The following is an 18012-nucleotide window of genomic DNA, read 5'->3' on the forward strand; positions in this document are numbered from 1 at the left end:
ATACGCCCCTTTATGTTCGACGCCGCCGCCACACCGGATTTCCGTCCGGATCCGCGACTCGTCGCCGCCGGCCGCTCGCGATGCGCGCGCAGGCCGGGCAAGTGGGGAAGCGTTCGTGTCGCGTGATTGAATTTATGGTGGTTGCAGATGGGTGTCGGCGCACGGCGCACGGTCTGCGTGTCGTCACCGGCTGCTCGTGCCGGATCAGAGAAAGGTAACGCTGTGTCGGAGCATGACGACGGTAGGAGACCCTTCCGCCGTGGCAGTACCGGTCCGGACTCGGCCGGCTCCGGCACACCTGCCCACGACCGCGGAGAAGGGGAGCGTCGCTCCGGAGGTTTCCGGCGCGGCGACGACACCCGCCGCTCGGGCGGATATGGCGCCCGTGACGACGATCGGCGCGGCGGTAGCGGGCGCAGCGACGACCGCCGCGGATCCGAGCGCGGCACCGGCGGTTACGGCCGCGGTGGAGACGACCGGCGCTCCGGAGGCTTCCGGCGCGGCGACGATGATCGTCGTTCCGGTGGATATGGGCGCGGCGACGACGACCGCCGCTCCGGTGGTCACGGGCGCGGTGGAGACGACCGTCGCTCGGGCGGCTATGAACGTGGCGGAGACGACCGTCGCTCCGGTGGCTTCCGGCGCGACAACGACGATCGCCGTTCCGGTGGCTACAACCGTGGTGGCGACGACCGGCGGTCGGGTGGTTACAGCCGTGGGGGCGACGATCGCCGCTCGGGTGGTTACGGCCGCGGCGAGGACGATCGCCGCTCGGGTGGACACCCGCGTGGTGATGATCGCCGTTCCGGTGGTTTCGAACGCGGCGGCGACGATCGTCGCTCCGGTGGATACGGCCGTGGCGGGGACGATCGCCGCTCGGGTGGTTACAACCGTGGTGGGGACGATCGCCGTTCCGGTGGTTTCGAGCGCGGCGGCGACGATCGTCGCTCCGGTGGATACGGCCGCGGTGGGGACGATCGCCGCTCGGGTGGGTTCCGGCGTGACGAGGGCGATCGGCGGTCCGGCGGTTACGGGCGCGGCTCGGATGATCGCCGCGGCGGATTCCGGCGCGACGAAGGTGGCCGGCGACCGGGAGGTCCGAGCGGCCGTGAGGATCGTCCGGGTGGTTACGGCCGGGGCGAGGGTGATCGGCGCGGCGGGTTCCGGCGCGGTGGCGCGGATGCCGAGCGTCGATTCGGATCGGCGGACGAGGCCGACACCACCGCGCACACGGGAGAATCGGCGGAGGCCGGCGCGAACTTCGAGGACCGGGAGCCGCGGCGACGGGGCGGTGAAGGGGCGCGCGTCGGCGGTGAGAGCCGGGCGGGGCGGCCCGATGAGCCCGCGTTGCCGGACGATGTGCAGGCGAGCGATCTGGACGGCGCGGTGCGCCGCGATCTGCTGAGCCTCGACAAGAACAACGCCGAGGCGGTCGCCCGGCACCTGGTGATGGCCGCCCGGCTCCTCGACGAGGACCCGGAGCAGGCACTCGAACATGCCCGCGCGGCACGGCGTCGCGCCGGACGCATCGCGGTGGTCCGCGAAACCGCCGGTGTCACCGCCTATCACGCGGGTGAATGGGCCGAAGCCCTGTCCGAGCTGCGTACCGCGCGCCGGATGTCCGGCGGCTCGGGACTGCTGGCGGTCATGGCCGATTGCGAACGTGGGCTGGGACGGCCCGAACGCGCGATCGAACTCGGTCGCAGTGACGAGGCGCGGGCACTGTCGGGCGACGAGGCGACCGAGCTGCGGATCGTTGTCGCCGGTGCGCGAATGGATTTGGGCCAATACGATCAGGCCGTGGTCACCCTGCAGACGCCGGAACTGGATCCCTCGCGCTCCGGTTCCGCCTCGGCACGGTTGTTCTACGCCTATGCGGAGGCGCTGCTCGCCGCCGGCCGGTCCGACGAGGCACTGCAGTGGTTCCTCAATACGGCCGCGGCCGATGTCGACGGTGATACCGACGCCGAGGAGCGTGCCGACGAACTCGCGGGCGCACAGGTCGACGACGACGTGGAGTAACTAGTGGCAGCATCGCTTCGGGAGAGCTTCGAGGCCCTCCTGCTGGATCTGGACGGCACGCTGTATCGGGGTGCGCAGGTGATCACCGGCGCACCCGCCGCTCTCGACGCCGGCGGTGGCGCGCAGAAGCTGATGTTCGTCACCAACAACGCCAGCCGGTCGGCCGGTGTGGTGGCCGCGCATCTGCGCGAATTGGGTTTCGGTGCAAGTGAATCCGAGGTCGTTACCAGCGCACAGGCGGCGGCGCATGTGCTCGCCTCCCGGCTGGCCGCCGGATCCACCGTGCTGATCGTCGGCACCGACGACCTCGCGGCGGAAATCGAACAGGTCGGCCTGCAACCGATTCGACGTTTCAACGGGGTGGCTCCCGCCGCGGTCGTGCAGGGGCATTCCCCGCAGACCGGATGGCCGGACCTCGCCGAGGCGGCCTACGCCGTGCGGGCCGGGGCCCTGTGGGTGGCCGCGAACGCGGATGCCACCCTGCCGAACGAGCGCGGCCTGGCGCCGGGCAACGGCGCGATGGTCGCGGCATTGCGAGCCGCGACCGACCAGGAACCGGTGGTAGCCGGTAAACCCTGTGCGCCGCTGCTCGAGGATGCGCTGGTCCGCGCGGAGACTCGCGACGCGCTCGTGGTGGGGGACCGTCTCGACACCGATATCGACGGCGCCCGGTGCGTCGGCCTGCCGTCGTTGATGGTCCTCACCGGCGTCAGCACCCTCGATGATCTGCGAGCTCGCCCCGCCGACCACCGGCCCACCTACATCTCCCGAACTCTCGACGCGCTGAATCACCCGGTGATCCGGCACGATTCTCCCGAGGGTGACACGGTCGACCAACTGGTCAGGCTGTTGGACGAAAACCCCGGTCGCGCAATCGAATTGGTTCGGTAACTGTTCGGCTCACGGCGTTCACCACGGCCGAGTCGACGGTCGCCGCATTGTCGATTCCCGCCGGGCTGCGTTCGGTCTCCGGAAACGTCTTGCCGCCCGAGGTGAGCCTGGTCATGGTGATTCGCCCGCGGGTGTAGGCGTTTCCCTGCACGCTCAGTGGCGTCGTCTCCGCAGGGTGGCCGCGCCACGTGGAGGCGCGAGCGAGAGCGATTCGGCACCTGATTCGGAACTGCCCGATCCACGCCGGGATCGTCGGTCAATCGCGGCGATCCTCGGCAGCTGTGAACGCTGCCGCGGTCTCGGGGAGGATGCCCAGGCGCCGTAGTAGTGGAGTGGCGGCAGCTCCGGCGCGGCGCCGGGTGATCGCCGCCGATTCGTGTGCGGCAGTGGGGATTTTGAGCCACCAGCGTTCCAGCGGCCGGTAGTCGGCGGCGGGGGCGAGGCGTTCGGCGAGGTCCGGCCGCTGCGCCCACAGGTAACGGCGGGCGCGGGCGGCGTGCATGGGGTCGGAGGCGATCATGATGCGATCGGCGTGTTCCATGGCGGGAATGGTGAATTCGATGTTCTGCCACGTGGTTTCGGCCGATGTCTCGGTGCGGATTCGCTCGGGCGGAACACCGAGGTGAGCACGGGTGTATTCGGCCATCACCGTCGCTTCGACCCAGGGGCCGTGCACGGCGCCGCCGGTGAAGATCAGGAACCCGTCGCGGTCGCGCGGGAGCGAGCGGGCGCCGATGCGGCATCGCCAGCGCTGCAGCGCGCGCGTCCGGCCGCCGGCGGTGGCCGGGTAGCCCAGCACCACCACCGCGTCCACACCGCCGGCTCGTGGTTCCCGCCGCGGTCCGAGCAATTGCCGAGATGCGCGCCAGTGGGCGTATTCGGCGGCGACCACTGCGGCCGCCGCCGATGCCGCCGCGAGTGCGACGAACCGGACAGATCCCTGTCGTCGCTTACCTCCCACGCCGCCATTGTGCCAATACTCGCCACACCCCACCGGTCCTGGGGCTGCAGCTGTCGACGCCGAGCGGCCGGCGTCCGGCCGCTGGACGCCACCGTGACCTCCGTTTCACCCGTGCCGCCGCTTGCCTGTCCGTCGTGGAACTCCGGTAGCGTTGTCGGCACCATGACTACGCCCATTCCGCGTCCGCATCCGTCCGGTTCCTCCGGTCCTCGCCCGGGAGTTCCGCTGCCCGGGCAGCATCTCGCGGGAGGGACGGCGGAGTTCGCCGATCCGGAGCAGGTGCGGGCCGAGGTGGCGGCGCTGCTGGCGGAGTTGCCGGGAGCGCGGCGCGTGAGCAGCGACGAAGCCGACGGGGTGGACCGCGCGGGAACCGATATCACCCGCCGTGCGCGCATTCTCGAACAGGCCCACGAGGTGCTCGTCGGCGCCCTGGCGACGGTGGACAAGATCTGAGGTGGCCAGGCGCGCGCGAGTGGACGCCGAACTGGTTCGCCGCGGATTGGCGCGATCGCGAGAGCACGCGGTCGAACTGATCGGCGCGGGCCGCGTCCTGATCAACGGTGCGGTCGCGTCGAAACCGGCGACCGCGGTCGAGCCGAATACCCCGCTGCTGGTTCGTGAGGGACCCGACGAGGTCCAGTGGGCCTCGCGTGGTGCGCACAAGGTGCTGGGCGCGCTGGAGGCGTTCGAGCCGCTCGGGGTGAGCGTGGCCGGGAAGCGCTGCCTGGACGCCGGTGCGTCGACCGGCGGATTCACCGATGTGCTGCTCGCCCGCGGCGCCCGAGAGGTGGTCGCCGTCGATGTGGGCTACGGCCAGCTGGTGTGGCGGCTGCGCAACGACGAGCGGGTCCGCGTGTTCGACCGCACCAATGTGCGCGCGCTGACGCCCGAGGCGATCGACGGACCGGTCGAGCTGGTGGTCGCGGATCTGTCGTTCATCTCGCTGGCGCTGGTGCTGCCCGCGCTGGCCGCCTGCTGCACACCGGGTGCGGATCTGCTGCCCATGGTGAAACCGCAGTTCGAGGTCGGTAAACAGCGAGTAGGCTCCGGCGGTGTGGTGCGTGACCCGGCTCTGCGCGCCGAGGCGGTGACCGAGGTGGCCGCCGCGGCCGCCGAGCTGGGCCTGCGTACCCGCGGTGTGGTCGCCAGCCCGTTGCCCGGCCCGTCGGGCAACGTCGAGTATTTCCTGTGGCTGCGCAAGGACACACCGGACACGGATTCGGCCGAGACCGAATCGGAGCCCGATATCAGCGAATTGGTGCAGCGTGCGGTCGAGGAGGGGCCACAGTGAAGCGGGAGATCCTGCTCGTCGCCCATCCGGGCCGTTCCGAACTGCTCGAGACCGCGCATCGGGTCGCGAAGATCTTCGCCGACGCCGGAATCGGGTTGCGCGTCCTCGAGGACGAGGCCTACAGCACCAAGCTGGATTTCGACGACACCGGCGAACCCGACGGCTATCCGGTGCGGGTGGTGCCGCACGGTCCCGAGGCCGCGGTCGGCTGCGAGATGGTGCTCGCGCTCGGTGGCGACGGCACCTTCCTGCGCGGGGCGGAGATGGCACACCCGGCCCGGGTCCCGGTACTGGGAATCAACCTCGGGCGCATCGGTTTTCTCACCGAGGCCGAGGCCGAACATCTCGACGACGCGCTGGCCCAGGTGGTGCGCGGCGATTACCGCATCGAGCAGCGGATGACCGTGGATGTCAGTGTCCGCGTCGATGATGTTGTCGTGGAACGCGGATGGGCCCTCAACGAGGCCAGTATCGAGAATGCCGCCCGGATGGGCGTGCTGGAGGTCGTCCTCGAGGTCGACGGCCGCCCGGTGTCGCAGTTCGGTTGTGACGGCGTGCTGATCGCGACACCCACCGGCTCCACCGCCTATGCCTTCTCCGCGGGTGGTCCCGTGGTGTGGCCCGAACTCGAGGCGCTGCTGGTGATTCCCAGCAATGCGCACGCACTGTTCGCGCGGCCGCTGGTGACCAGCCCGGAGTCGCGGATCGCGGTGGAAACCGTTGCGACAGGCCATGATGCGATCGTCTTCCTGGACGGCCGGCGTACGCTGGCATTGCCGCGAGGTGGGCGATTCGAAGCGGTGCGCGGCGCCGAACCGGTGCGCTGGGTGCGGCTGGATTCCGCCCCCTTCGCCGACCGGATGGTGCGCAAATTCCGCTTACCCGTGACAGGCTGGCGGGGCCGGCGGCCGGAACGGCCGTGCGCGCCGGAGCCGGCCCGCACCCCCACCGAGCAACCCGGCTCAGGCGATAGCGAACACCGCCGAACGGAGAGCACACGTGCTGACAGAGATCAGGATTGACGGCCTCGGCGTCATATCCACCGCCACCGCGCAGTTCCACGAGGGACTGACCTGTGTGACCGGTGAGACCGGTGCCGGCAAGACGATGGTGGTCACCGGACTGCATCTGCTCGGTGGCGCCCGCGCGGACGCCGGACGGGTGCGTCAGGGCGCGCAGCGGGCCGTGGTCGAGGGCCGGTTCACCGTCGAGGACGTGCACGACAGCGCCCGCGACGAGGTCGAGAAGGTGCTGGAATCCTCCGGCGCGCAACGCGACGACGACGACAGTGTCATCGCGGTGCGCACCGTCGGCAGCGACGGGCGTTCCCGTGCCCATCTCGGTGGCCGCAGTGTGCCGGCCGCGGTGCTGTCGGATTTCACGGCGCCGCTGCTGACCGTGCACGGGCAGAACGACCAGCTGCGACTGCAGCGTCCCGATCAGCAACTGCAGGCCCTGGACCGGTTCGCCGGCGATGCGGTGGCCGGGTTGCTGCGCAAATATCAGCTGGCCCGCCGCACCTGGCTGCAGGCTCGCGCCGAGCTGCTGGAACGCACGGCGCGCAGCCGTGAACTCGCCCTCGAGGCCGATCGGCTGCAGCATTCGCTGAACGAAATCGATACGGTCGCACCGGAACCCGGTGAGGACGAGCGCATTGTCGCCGAGGTGCTGCGCCTCGGCGATCTGGATTCGCTGCGGGAGGCGGCCGGCGCCGCCCATGCGGCCCTCGCGGGTTCCGGCGACGGTGAGGGCGCCGGTGCGCTGGACGCGCTCGGTGGTGCGCGCGCCCGGCTGGAATCCAGTGACGATCCGGCGCTGACCGCGTTGGCGCCGCGGCTGGGGGAGGCCATCGCGGTGGTGGTCGATGTGACCACCGAATTGAGCTCGTATCTGTCGGATCTGCCCTCGGATCCCGCGGCGCTGGACAGCCTGCTCACTCGCCAGGCGGAGCTGAAATCGCTGACCCGCAAATACGCACCCGATGTCGACGCGGTGATCGCCTGGGCCGACGAGGCGCGCATGCGCCTGGCCTCGCTCGACGTGTCGGAGGAGGCGCTGGCGGCGCTGGCCGCCGAGGTGGAGACCGCAGCCGGGCAGGTGCGGGAGACGGCGAAGAAGCTGACCGCCGCCCGGCGCAAGGCCGCTCGCAAACTCGCGACCGCGGTGAGCGCCGAATTGAGCGGCCTGGCGATGGGCCGCGCCAAACTCGAGGTGGAGGTGCGGCCACTGGCGGCGGCCGCGCAGGACAGTGCGCCCATCACCGTCGAGGGGGCGGAACTGCATGCGGGCGCGTCCGGTGTGGACGAGGTGGAATTCCGGCTGTCCGCCCACTCCGGCGCGCAGTCGCTGCCGTTGAGCCGCAGTGCGTCCGGTGGTGAGCTCTCGCGCGTGATGCTGGCGCTGGAGGTGGTGCTCGCGGCCTCCGAATACGGCTCGACCATGGTGTTCGACGAGGTCGACGCCGGTGTCGGCGGCCGGGCGGCGGTAGAGATCGGGCGACGGCTGGCGCGGCTGGCCCGCACCCATCAGGTTATCGTGGTGACTCATCTGCCGCAGGTGGCCGCCTTCGCCGACACCCACCTCGTGGTGGACAAGGTCGACGACGGCAAGGGCGTCAACAGCGGGGTGCGGGCGCTGACCACCGACGAGCGGGTCGTCGAACTTGCCCGCATGCTGGCCGGTCTCGACGACACCGAGACCGGCCGCGCCCACGCCGAGGAGTTGCTGGCCACCGCGCGGGCGGAGAAGGCCGACACCGCCTCGGCGGCGGGCTGACGAGCTGCGAAGCGTCTACTTGGCGACGGCCTTCTTGGCGGCCTTGAGGAACGGCGCGATCAGGCCGCGCAGAAACAGTTCCGTCGCCTTGTCCGGCACCGGCAGTTTGGGCTCGGATTCCATCCGGTACGACACCAGGGTGCCGCCCGGGGCGTCGGCGAAGGTGATGGTGCCGACGTGCCGCTTCACCGGCGCACCGGCGATGATCCGGTATTCCATGCGCTCACCGGGAACCAGTTCGGTGGTCTCCTCGGTCACACCGATGCCGCCCACGCCCACCAGGTAGCGTGCACCGACGCCGGAGGCCTCGGGCGCGCCGGGCTGACGCAGCGTAATGCGCACGGGCAGATAGCCGTTGAGACTGTCGCGCTCGGCGAACAGCTTGTAGACGACGTCGCGCGGTGCGGGAATGACCGTGTCGACGGTGGTACTGGCCATGGCGTTCTCCTTCGGATGCAGTGAGCCGAAGCATATCGGTACCAGCGGTACCACCCGGCACGCCAGTCGACGTCGCGGAGGCGGGCGTTTGCTGGCCTCATGCCAGGGGATGTGATAGGACGTCGGCGCGCCTCCACCACAGGTTGAGAGTCGGCGTCCATTATCGGATGCCATGAAGATGCTGGCGCTGTTGTCGCGCAACACCGAAACGCTTCCCGGCCTCACCGGGATGGCCCGGGTGGACCGCAATACCCGGCGTCTGCTCAAGCGGGTCGGGGCGGGCGATGTGGTGGTCCTCGACGAGATGGACATCGATCGCCTCACCGCTGACCGGCTCGTCCAGGCGGGCGTGGCGGCGGTGATCAATGCCTCGCCCTCGATTTCGGGCCGCTATCCGAACCTCGGCCCGGAAGTGCTGGCCGCCAACGGAATCGTGTTGCTGGATGCTGTCTCCGCCGACGTGTTCGGCAAGATCAAGGACGGCAACAAGGTCCGCATCGATGCCGGCGTGGTGTATGCTGACAAGTTGACCAAGAAGGAACCGGAGGTTCTGGTCGAGGCCATCGAGCTCACCGATCAGGTCATCGCCGAGCGGATGATCGCGGCGCGCAACGGGCTGGCCGACCATCTGGAAGCCTTCGCCGGCAATACGACCGAATACATCCGGACCGAAAGTGCGATGCTGATCGACGGTCTCGGGGTTCCGGCCCTGGATCTGTCGATGCGCGGCCGCCATGTCGTGGTGGTGGCCGACGGCGTGGACAGTCGTGACGACCTCAAGGCGATCAAGCCGTTCGTCAAGGAATACGCGCCGATTCTGGTCGGTGTCGGGCGTGGCGCCGACATCCTGACCAAGGCCGGATATCGTCCCGATCTGATCGTCGGCGACCCGGAGGAAATCACCGCGAGCTCGCTGAAATGCGGTGCCGAGCTGATACTTCCGGCCGATACCGACGGGCATGCCAAGGGGCTGGAGCGAATTCAGGACCTGGGTATCGGCGCCACCACCTTCCCGTCCTCGGGATCGGCGGCCGATCTGGCGCTGCTGCTGGCCGACCATCATGGGGCCGCGCTGATCATCACCTGCGGGGCGCCGGCCTCGCTCGACGACTTCTTCGATCGCAGCCGCCGTGAATCGGCTCCGGCGATGTTCCTGACCCGGCTCAAGGCGGGGCCGAAACTGATGGACGCCAAGGCCGTCGCCACCCTGTATCGGCAGGGCAACTCCGGCTGGGCGACCGCACTGGTGGTGCTGGCCGCGCTGATCGCGCTGATCGTCGGACTGCTCGTGTCCTCGCATCTGGGCAGCGATGTGCTGGATTGGCTGGATTCGGCGTGGCGGCAGTCGCAGGACTGGCTGCATCGACTATCGGACCGTCGGGGGTAGAGAAAGCAGTGGGTTCCATGCGTCGGCTCGTCGTTTCCCTGGCCGCGATCTTTCTGGCATTGGCGGTGGGTGCGGCGCTCGGCGCCGTAGTCCGTCAGGGTGGTCCGGGTGGCGGTGACGATCTGGCTCAGCGCAACGACGCGCTCGCGGCGGCCAACGGGCAACTCGAACGGCAGGTCGGTGCGGCCGACGACTTCATCGCCCGGTCGGCGGGCCGCATCCTGAACGGAACCCTCGCCGATCACACGGTGCTCGTATTCACCACCCCCGATGCCGACGGCGGCGATGTCGACGCGGTGACGGCAGCCCTGACCACTGCCGGGGCGAAGGTCACCGGGCGGGTCGCGCTCACCGACGCCTTCGTCGACGCGTCGCAGGGCGACCGCCTGCGGACCGCGGTCACGAACATGATTCCCGCCGGCGCCCAGTTGCAGACCGAGGCGGTGGATCAGGGCAGCCTCGCCGGTGATCTCCTCGGCCTGGCGTTTCTCACCGACCCCGCCGACGGCGCCGACCGTGCCACCGCGCAGGAACGCGGGCTGATCGTCGACACCCTGCGCAACGGCGGCTTCCTCGCCGCCGGTGACTTCGCGCCCGCCCAGTTGGCCGTGGTGGTGACCGGGGCCGGCGCGCGGGCCGACCACAACGGCCAGGGATCGATCACGGCGCATTTCGCCGGGGCGCTGCGCGGACGCGGGGCCGGGCTGGTGCTGGCGGGGCGGGCCGGATCCTCGGACGGATCGGGCCCGATCGCCGAGGTGCGCCGCGAGAACGGCCTCGACGCGACGGTGTCCACGGTCGACAACGTGGACCGCGAAACGGGCCGGGTCACAACGGCTCTCGGCCTCGCCGAGCAACTGGGCGGCAAAACCGGCCACTACGGCACCGGGCCGGAGGCGACCTCGCTGTCGGTGACCGCTTCTCCCGGCTGAGCGCGGCCGCCGTTGTCGACCGCGATCGGATGATCCGTCACGTCGGAGCGAGTGCCGGGCGATCGGTGCGTCCGGAGCGCCGCGTCATGGGGTTGCTGCGCTGAATGAGACGCAAGTGACAAACCGGTGGGACAACCTCCGGCATTCCCCGCGTGGCATTCGTTTCGCAACCGTTTTTCGTGTTAGCGTGGAGTTCCGTGAGTCAATCGCGGATTCCGGCGCGTTCCCCCCATCAGACGGCCACCAAACACATCTTCGTGAGTGGCGGTGTCGCCTCCTCCCTCGGCAAGGGACTGACCGCCTCCAGCCTCGGCCAGCTGCTGACCGCCCGCGGATTGCGGGTCACCATGCAGAAGCTGGACCCATATCTGAATGTCGACCCCGGCACCATGAATCCCTTCCAGCACGGCGAGGTGTTCGTGACCGAGGACGGCGCCGAAACCGACCTCGACGTCGGCCACTACGAGCGCTTCCTCGACCGTGATCTGTCGGGCTATGCGAACGTCACCACCGGGCAGGTCTACTCCACCGTGATCGCCAAGGAGCGGCGCGGCGAGTACCTCGGCGACACCGTGCAGGTCATCCCGCACATCACCGACGAGATCAAGAACCGGATCCTCGCGATGAGCGGTCCGGATCTGCAGGGCCAGACCCCGGACGTGGTGATCACCGAAATCGGCGGCACCGTCGGCGATATCGAATCCCAGCCGTTCCTGGAGGCCGCGCGCCAGATCCGGCACGAGGTGGGCCGGGACAACTGCTTCTTCCTGCACGTGACGCTGGTGCCGTATCTGGCGCCCTCCGGCGAGCTGAAGACCAAACCCACGCAGCACTCCGTCGCGGCGCTGCGCAACATCGGTATCCAGCCCGACGCGCTGATCCTGCGCTGCGACCGCGAGGTGCCGCAGGGGCTGAAGAACAAGATCGCGTTGATGTGCGACGTCGACGTCGACGCCTGCATCTCCACGCCCGACGCGCCGTCGATCTACGACATCCCGAAGGTGCTGCACCGCGAGGGCCTCGACGCCTACGTGGTGCGCAAGCTCGGCCTGCCGTTCCGCGATGTCGACTGGACCGTCTGGGGCGATCTGCTGGACCGGGTGCACAACCCGCGCGAAGAGGTGACCGTCGCGCTGGTCGGTAAGTACGTCGACCTGCCGGACGCGTATCTCTCGGTGACCGAGGCACTGCGGGCCGGTGGTTTCGCGGCCAAGGCCAAGGTGAACATCCGCTGGGTGCAGTCCGACGAATGCGAGACTCCGGAGGGCGCGCAGCATCACCTCGGCGACGTCGACGCGGTGCTGATCCCCGGCGGCTTCGGCATTCGCGGCATCGAGGGCAAGGTCGGCGCGATCCGGTTCGCGCGCACCCGCTCCATTCCACTGCTGGGCCTGTGCCTGGGACTGCAGTGCGTGGTGATCGAGGCCGCCCGTTCGGTGGGACTCGAGGACGCCAACTCCGCCGAATTCGAGCCGGAGACAACGCATCCGGTGATCTCCACGATGGCCGATCAGGCCCAGGCGGTCGCCGGTGAGGCCGACCTCGGCGGCACCATGCGACTGGGCGCCTATCCGGCCGTGCTGGAGAGGGGCTCGGTCGTGGCGCAGGCCTACGGCACCACCGAGGTGTCGGAGCGGCATCGGCACCGCTACGAGGTCAACAACGCCTATCGCGACAAGATCGCCCAGAGCGGCCTGCGATTCTCCGGTACCTCGCCGGACGGGCATCTGGTCGAGTTCGTGGAGCTGCCGGCGAATGTGCATCCGTATTTCGTTGCGACCCAGGCGCATCCGGAGCTCAAGAGCCGGCCGACCCGGCCGCATCCGCTGTTCGCCGGACTGGTCGACGCGGCGCTGAAATACAAGGGCGCCGAACGGCTTCCGGTGGAGATCTACGGCGAGGAGGCCGACGAGGCCGAGCGGGTCGCGCAGTGAGCGAATCCGGAAGCCACGACTTCCGCACCGTCGGGTCCGAAACCGTGTATTCCGGGGCGATCGTCGCGCTGCGCCGGGATCAGGTCGAGATGCCCGGCGGGCGGGTCGCCGAGCGGGAGGTGGTCGAGCATCACGGCGCGGTCGCGATCGTCGCCCTCGACGACGACGGCTCGGTGGTGCTGATCAACCAGTATCGGCATCCGATCGGGCGGCGGTTGCTGGAGTTGCCCGCCGGCCTGCTCGATCAGGCCGGTGAGGATCCGCTGGCGGCCGCGCACCGCGAACTCGCCGAGGAGACCGGTCTGGCGGCGCGGGAGTGGTCCACTCTGGTCGATGTGGTGCTGTCGCCGGGGTTCACCGACGAGGCACTGCGCATCTATCTCGCGACCGGGTTGTCGGACACCGACCGGCCGGACCCCGAGCACGAGGAAGCCGATCTGTCGATCGTGCGGATGCCGCTGCAGGACGCGGTGACCGCCGCGCTGTCGGGCCGGATCGAGAACGCGACCGCGGTGGCCGGCGTGCTGGCGGCGTCGGTCGCGCGGGCGAACGGCACGACGCTGCGGCCCGCCGACGCGCCCTGGCCGGGTATGCCGACGACGCTGCTCGATCGGAAGGCCGCCGAACACGCACAGGCCTGATGGGCAACCGGCCGGGTGCTTCACCGCACCGGGCCGTACCCCTCGGGCACGTGCGAACTGTGTTCGTGCGAACGAATGTCGCCGGCGGCTGTCATGATGACACCGTGAATGTCGCTGTTCCCGCCGCCCCGGCGGTCGTTGTGCCGCTACCGGTCGGGTGAGCGCGTGGTGGAGCGGCAGATCCAGGCCTATCTCGACCATCTGACGGTCGAGCGCGGCGCGGCGAGAAATACGCTCAGCGCCTACCGGCGTGATCTGCAGCGATATCAGGAGTTTCTGAAACAGCGCGATATCGGTGATCTGGACCGGGTGACCGAGAACCAGATCGCCGATTTCGTCGTCTCGCTGCGGGCGGGCGGCGAGGGGTATCCGGCGCTGGCCGCCAGTTCGGCCGCCCGCGCATTGGTGGCGGTGCGCGGCCTGCACCGGTTCGCGGCGGCCGAGGGACTGACCACCGGGGATGTCGCGCACGGTGTGAAGCCGCCGACCCCGGCGCGGCGACTGCCGAAAGCGCTTCCCTACGAAGATATTTCCCGGCTGCTCGAGGCCGCGGGCGGGGGAGACGACGCCGGTTCCGGGGGCGGGCCGCGCGGACTGCGGGATCGGGCCATGCTGGAACTGCTGTACTCCACCGGCGCCCGGATCTCGGAGGTGGTCGGACTCGACGTCGACGATATCGACACCGCCGGGCGCTCGGTCGTCCTGCACGGCAAGGGCGGTAAACAGCGCATGGTGCCGATCGGGCGGCCGGCGCTGGCGGCGGTCGACGCTTATCTGGTTCGGGGCCGGCCGGCGCTCGGCGCTCGCGGCAAGGGCACCCCCGCCTTGTTCCTCAATGCTCGCGGCGGCCGGCTCTCGCGCCAGAGCGCCTGGCAGGTATTGCAGGACGCGGCCGATCGGGCCGGGATCGGCGCCGCGGTGTCGCCGCACACGCTGCGGCACTCGTTCGCCACCCACCTGCTCGACGGGGGGGCCGACGTGCGTGTCGTGCAGGAGTTGCTGGGGCACGCGTCGGTGACGACCACACAGATCTACACCCTGGTGACGGTCAATACACTGCACGAGGTGTGGGCCACCGCGCATCCGCGGGCGCGGTAACGCGCCGGCGGCGGCAACCCGATATCGGGTGCGGATTGCCGCAAAGGGTTTCCCAACACCCCCTCGAGGCGACAGAATGCGGAGTTGGTGCCGTGAGGACACGGTGTTGTGGCACGGGTAATGACACAAGTGCGCAACGATCGGGGGCGTTCCCCAAGCGTGTCCGATCGGGGGTCTTGCGCTCGGAGGCGGTAGCGTCTATTGCGGTGGTCCGGTACATCGGCGTCCGGTGTAGCGATCGCCCGCTGTTCCGCAGCGCGCGGCGGGGCAACGAGCAGGAAAACTGAAGGAGCAGCGGACATGACGACAGCCGGCCCGGCCGAGCCGCCGAACAACGCTGCGGCAGAACCGCTTTCGAATATCCGAACCGGCCTCCGAATCGAACAGGCGGCCCGCAGACTCTGGGAGGCGAACGACATCGTGGCGGACGGTACCGAACTCGGCCCGACCGGACGCCCGCTGCGCGACATTCCCGAACCACCCCCGTCGTCGCGCAACGGTGACGCCCTGATCGTCGCCATGTGCAATCAGAAGGGCGGCGTCGGCAAGACCACCTCCACCATCAACCTCGGTGCCGCGCTCGCCGAATACGGCCGCCGGGTGTTGCTGGTCGATCTCGACCCGCAGGGAGCCCTGTCGGCGGGACTGGGCGTGGCCCACCACGACCTGGACCTGACCGTGCACAATCTGCTCGTCGGCGGCCGGGCGAGCGTCGACGACGTGCTGCTCAACACCAAGGTCGACGGGATGGATCTGCTGCCGAGCAATATCGACCTCTCGGCGGCGGAAATCCAGCTGGTCAACGAGGTCGGCCGGGAACAGACCCTCGGCCGCGCGCTGGCACCGCTGCGCGACCGCTACGACTACATCCTCATCGACTGCCAGCCGTCGCTGGGTCTGCTCACCGTCAACGCGCTGGCCTGCGCCGACGGCGTGATCATCCCGATGGAATGCGAATACTTCTCCCTGCGCGGGCTGGCGCTGCTCACCGACACCGTGGAGAAGGTGCGGGACCGGCTCAACCCGCGGCTCGCACTGTCGGGCATCGTGGTGACCATGTTCGATGCGCGATTGCTGCACTCCCGGCAGGTGATGGCCCGGGTGGTGGAGGTGTTCGGTGATCTGGTGTACGACACCGTGATCAACCGGACCGTCCGTTTCCCCGACGCCAGTGTCGCCGGTGAGCCGATCACCACCTGGGCGCCGAAATCCGGTGGCGCGGAAGCGTATCGGGCGATGGCACGGGAAGTCATCCACCGGTCGGGCCGGTGAGCGAGGCCGGACCACCGGCTGCCGAGGTCGTACCGGAAAACAAGCCCGACGGGTTCCACCTGCGGCTGAGCAATTTTCAGGGGCCGTTCGACCTGTTGTTGCAGCTGATCAGCCAGCGGCGGCTCGATGTGACCGAGGTGGCGTTGCACAAGGTCACCGACGAGTTCATCGCCTACACCAAAGAGCTCACCGCGAGCCTGGAACGCGATCCGACGCTGCGGGCGGATCGGATTCTCGATCAGACCACCGAATTCCTGGTGGTCGCCGCGACCCTGCTCGACCTCAAGGCCGCCCGGCTGCTGCCGTCCGGTGAGGTCACCGATGCCGACGACCTGGAACTGCTCGAGGCGCGCGATCTGCTGTTCGCGCGGCTCCTGCAGTATCGGGCGTTCAAACAGGTCGCCGAACTGCTCGGTGAGCTCGAGGCCGCCGCGTTGCGCCGGTATCCGCGGGCGGTATCGCTCGAGGAACGCTTCCTGGATCTGCTGCCGGAGGTGAGTCTCGGCGTCGACGCTGCGGGTTTCGCCGATATCGCCGCGGCGGCGTTCCGCCCCCGGCCGCGACCGACGGTCGGTCTGGACCACCTGCACGCCCATGCCATCTCCGTCGCCGAGCAGGCCGCGCTGGTCTTGGAGATGCTGAAGAAGCGCGGGGTGGGAGAGTGGTCGACCTTCCACGAGCTGTGCGCCGATTGCGAGATGCCGATCCAGATCGTCGCGCGCTTTCTCGCGCTGCTCGAGCTCTACCGGGGCAAGACGATCGAATTCGATCAACCCGACCCGCTCGGCCCGCTGGCGGTGCGCTGGATCGGCGATGACGCCGAGGGCGCGCCCGCCGAGCCCGTGACAATCGATGAGGACTACGGATGATGTCGCACGGTGAGCAGTCCATGGATCACGCGGATGCCCGAGCCGAAGCGGCCGCCGTCGCCTCGGCGGGCGATGCCGCGATCGGACAGACCGGCCGTTCCGCGGTCGTGCCCGCCTTGGCCGATTCGTCGGGGCGTGGTGGGGATGATGCGGCGGTCGCACCTGCCGCGGACGATGCCGCTCAGACCACCGCTGACGAGGTCGCGCCCGCTGGTGTCGACGCTGCGCACGATGCCGGTACCGAGTCGGGTGTTCCGCGGACCATCGTTGGCGAGTCCGGCGTTGCGGAGACCGTAGGGAGTGGGCCGAGCGGTGATGCCGAGCATCCCCGCGAGGTGCGGCCCGGGGCGGAGAACGACGCGGACGACGAGGAGGTTGCTCGTCCGCTCGACGACCAGGAGTTGCGGTCGGCGCTCGAGGCGATGCTGCTGGTGGTGGATGCGCCGGCGTCGGTGGAACTGCTCGCGGCGGCGGTCGACGACGCGCCGACCCGGATCGAGCGGGTGTTGCGGGAGATGTCGGCGGAGTGGACCGCGCGGGGGAGTGGAATCGATCTGCGCTATGTGGGCGACGGGTGGCGTCTGTACACCCGGACCGAGTACGCGCCCTATGTCGAACGTATGCTGTTGGACGGGGCGCGGTCCAAGCTCACCAGGGCCGCTTTGGAAACTTTGGCGGTTATCGCCTATCGTCAACCGGTTACGCGAGCACGAGTGAGTGCCGTGCGCGGGGTGAACGTCGACGGCGTGATCCGCACCCTGGTGGCGCGGGGACTGATCGCCGAGGCGGGCGCCGACGTCGATACCAACGGCACCCTCTACGTCACCACCGAACTGTTCCTGGAACGGATCGGGCTCGCGTCGCTGGCGGAACTTCCGTCGCTGGCGCCCCTGCTACCGGGCGTCGACCTGATCGATGAGATCAACGAGAGCCTGGAGACCGACCCCCGGTACACCAAGCTGAAGAAACCCGCCGAATCGGATATCGATCTCGGCACCGAGGATTGACCGGATCCGCAGCGGATCCTGTCGACTGATCAGAGGACCACGTGAATACACCCGCTCGCCGAGATGGCACACCGGACCGTAGGAAAAGACACAGCGACCCGCCTCGTGGCGGCGGACGCGCGGCACGAGGGGCGGCCGGACGCGCCGACCGCGCCGATGACAGACGCGGCGACCGCTACGGGCGCCGAGACGACAGTTACGGCCGCGGCGGCGACACACGTGGGTCGCGACCCGGTCGCGGGGACGACCGTTACGGCCGCGGTGGTGAGAGCTACGGCCGCGGTGGTGACCGGTCCGGCCGCGGAGACGATCGTTACGGCCGCGGCGGGGAGAGGGACGACCGCTTCGGGCGCGGCGGTGATCGCTCCGGGCGCGGAGACGACCGCTACAACCGTGGCGGCGAGAGCTACGGCCGCGGGGACAGCGCCGGACGGGGTTCGCGGTCCGAGGGTGGCTACGGCCGGGGCGATCGGTTCGCCCGCGGCCAGGCGGCC

Annotated in this window: 15 protein-coding genes and 1 pseudogene; 14 read left to right on the plus strand and 2 right to left on the minus strand. The window is 69.5% G+C overall.

The genetic code is table 11. The features are described 5' to 3' along the window. Positions 1-933: 933 nt before the first annotated feature. Both NE2_RS37755 and NE2_RS33270 read left to right on the plus strand, forming a co-directional pair. Positions 934-2022: pseudogene (locus NE2_RS37755) on the plus strand (hypothetical protein); the annotation flags it as partial. Positions 2023-2025: 3 nt separating this feature from the next. After that, a complete protein-coding gene (locus NE2_RS33270; protein ID WP_063032599.1) occupies positions 2026-2913 on the plus strand; it encodes an HAD-IIA family hydrolase in 888 nt (295 codons plus the stop codon). 256 nt (positions 2914-3169) lie between these two features. Here NE2_RS33270 and NE2_RS33275 read toward each other — a convergent pair whose 3' ends face one another. Continuing rightward, positions 3170-3874 (minus strand): YdcF family protein, encoded by a 705-nt coding sequence (locus NE2_RS33275; RefSeq protein ID WP_084494511.1) that lies wholly within the window; start codon positions 3872-3874, stop codon positions 3170-3172. 162 nt (positions 3875-4036) lie between these two features. Between NE2_RS33275 and NE2_RS33280 the strand changes: the two genes are divergently transcribed. The 4 genes from NE2_RS33280 to recN are packed head-to-tail and all read left to right on the plus strand — an operon-like array spanning position 4037 to position 7940. Beyond that, entirely contained in the window at positions 4037-4327 is a 291-nt protein-coding gene (locus NE2_RS33280; RefSeq protein WP_063032600.1) for a hypothetical protein, read from the plus strand. A gap of 1 nt (position 4328) precedes the next feature. Continuing rightward, complete coding sequence (locus NE2_RS33285) at positions 4329-5165, plus strand: TlyA family RNA methyltransferase (RefSeq protein ID WP_063032602.1); 837 nt, start codon at positions 4329-4331, stop codon at positions 5163-5165. Continuing rightward, on the plus strand, positions 5162-6187 hold the full coding sequence (locus NE2_RS33290) for an NAD kinase (RefSeq protein ID WP_082857395.1): 1026 nt from the start codon (positions 5162-5164) through the stop codon (positions 6185-6187). Before NE2_RS33285 ends, NE2_RS33290 begins: the two co-directional genes overlap by 4 nt. Beyond that, the gene (gene recN, locus NE2_RS33295; RefSeq protein ID WP_063032604.1) at positions 6165-7940 is read left to right on the plus strand and encodes a DNA repair protein RecN; all 1776 of its coding nucleotides are present in this window, start codon (positions 6165-6167) and stop codon (positions 7938-7940) included. Before NE2_RS33290 ends, recN begins: the two co-directional genes overlap by 23 nt. 15 nt (positions 7941-7955) lie before the next feature. Here recN and NE2_RS33300 read toward each other — a convergent pair whose 3' ends face one another. After that, on the minus strand, positions 7956-8378 hold the full coding sequence (locus NE2_RS33300; protein WP_063032616.1) for an SRPBCC family protein: 423 nt from the start codon (positions 8376-8378) through the stop codon (positions 7956-7958). A gap of 172 nt (positions 8379-8550) precedes the next feature. Between NE2_RS33300 and steA the strand changes: the two genes are divergently transcribed. From steA to scpB, 8 genes are all read left to right on the plus strand, one after another. Next, the gene (gene steA, locus NE2_RS33305) at positions 8551-9765 is read left to right on the plus strand and encodes a putative cytokinetic ring protein SteA (RefSeq protein WP_063032606.1); all 1215 of its coding nucleotides are present in this window, start codon (positions 8551-8553) and stop codon (positions 9763-9765) included. 17 nt (positions 9766-9782) lie between these two features. Continuing rightward, on the plus strand, positions 9783-10697 hold the full coding sequence (locus NE2_RS33310; protein ID WP_373862300.1) for a copper transporter: 915 nt from the start codon (positions 9783-9785) through the stop codon (positions 10695-10697). A 197-nt stretch (positions 10698-10894) separates the two neighbouring features. After that, positions 10895-12631, plus strand: coding sequence for a CTP synthase (pyrG, locus tag NE2_RS33315; RefSeq protein WP_063032608.1), 1737 nt, complete (start codon positions 10895-10897; stop codon positions 12629-12631). Next, positions 12628-13272, plus strand: a complete 645-nt coding sequence (locus NE2_RS33320; RefSeq protein ID WP_063032610.1) for an NUDIX domain-containing protein — start codon at positions 12628-12630, stop codon at positions 13270-13272. The genes pyrG and NE2_RS33320 overlap by 4 nt, the downstream gene beginning before the upstream one ends. A gap of 108 nt (positions 13273-13380) precedes the next feature. Next, on the plus strand, positions 13381-14370 hold the full coding sequence (gene xerD, locus NE2_RS33325) for a site-specific tyrosine recombinase XerD (RefSeq protein ID WP_063032612.1): 990 nt from the start codon (positions 13381-13383) through the stop codon (positions 14368-14370). Between the two features lie 300 nt (positions 14371-14670). Beyond that, positions 14671-15642, plus strand: coding sequence for a ParA family protein (locus tag NE2_RS33330; protein WP_082857394.1), 972 nt, complete (start codon positions 14671-14673; stop codon positions 15640-15642). After that, positions 15639-16511: a segregation and condensation protein A gene (locus tag NE2_RS33335; RefSeq protein ID WP_051756303.1), complete on the plus strand. Its 873-nt coding sequence runs from the start codon at positions 15639-15641 to the stop codon at positions 16509-16511. Before NE2_RS33330 ends, NE2_RS33335 begins: the two co-directional genes overlap by 4 nt. A gap of 335 nt (positions 16512-16846) precedes the next feature. Beyond that, positions 16847-17518, plus strand: a complete 672-nt coding sequence (gene scpB / locus NE2_RS33340; protein WP_063032620.1) for an SMC-Scp complex subunit ScpB — start codon at positions 16847-16849, stop codon at positions 17516-17518. Positions 17519-18012 lie beyond the last annotated feature (494 nt).

Origin of the sequence: Nocardia elegans NBRC 108235 (assembly GCF_001612845.1) — a bacterium.
Taxonomy (GTDB): Bacteria; Actinomycetota; Actinomycetes; order Mycobacteriales; family Mycobacteriaceae; genus Nocardia; species Nocardia nova.

Excerpts from the sequence above, each read along its gene's own strand:
- NE2_RS33300 (WP_063032616.1), bottom strand. The coding sequence starts at position 8,378 with ATGGCCAGTACCACCGTCGACACGGTCATTCCCGCACCGCGCGACGTC.
- NE2_RS33330 (WP_082857394.1), top strand. The coding sequence starts at position 14,671 with ATGACGACAGCCGGCCCGGCCGAGCCGCCGAACAACGCTGCGGCAGAA.
- steA (WP_063032606.1), top strand. The coding sequence starts at position 8,551 with ATGAAGATGCTGGCGCTGTTGTCGCGCAACACCGAAACGCTTCCCGGC.
- xerD (WP_063032612.1), top strand. The coding sequence starts at position 13,381 with ATGTCGCTGTTCCCGCCGCCCCGGCGGTCGTTGTGCCGCTACCGGTCG.
- NE2_RS33280 (WP_063032600.1), top strand. The coding sequence starts at position 4,037 with ATGACTACGCCCATTCCGCGTCCGCATCCGTCCGGTTCCTCCGGTCCT.
- NE2_RS33310 (WP_373862300.1), top strand. The coding sequence starts at position 9,783 with ATGCGTCGGCTCGTCGTTTCCCTGGCCGCGATCTTTCTGGCATTGGCG.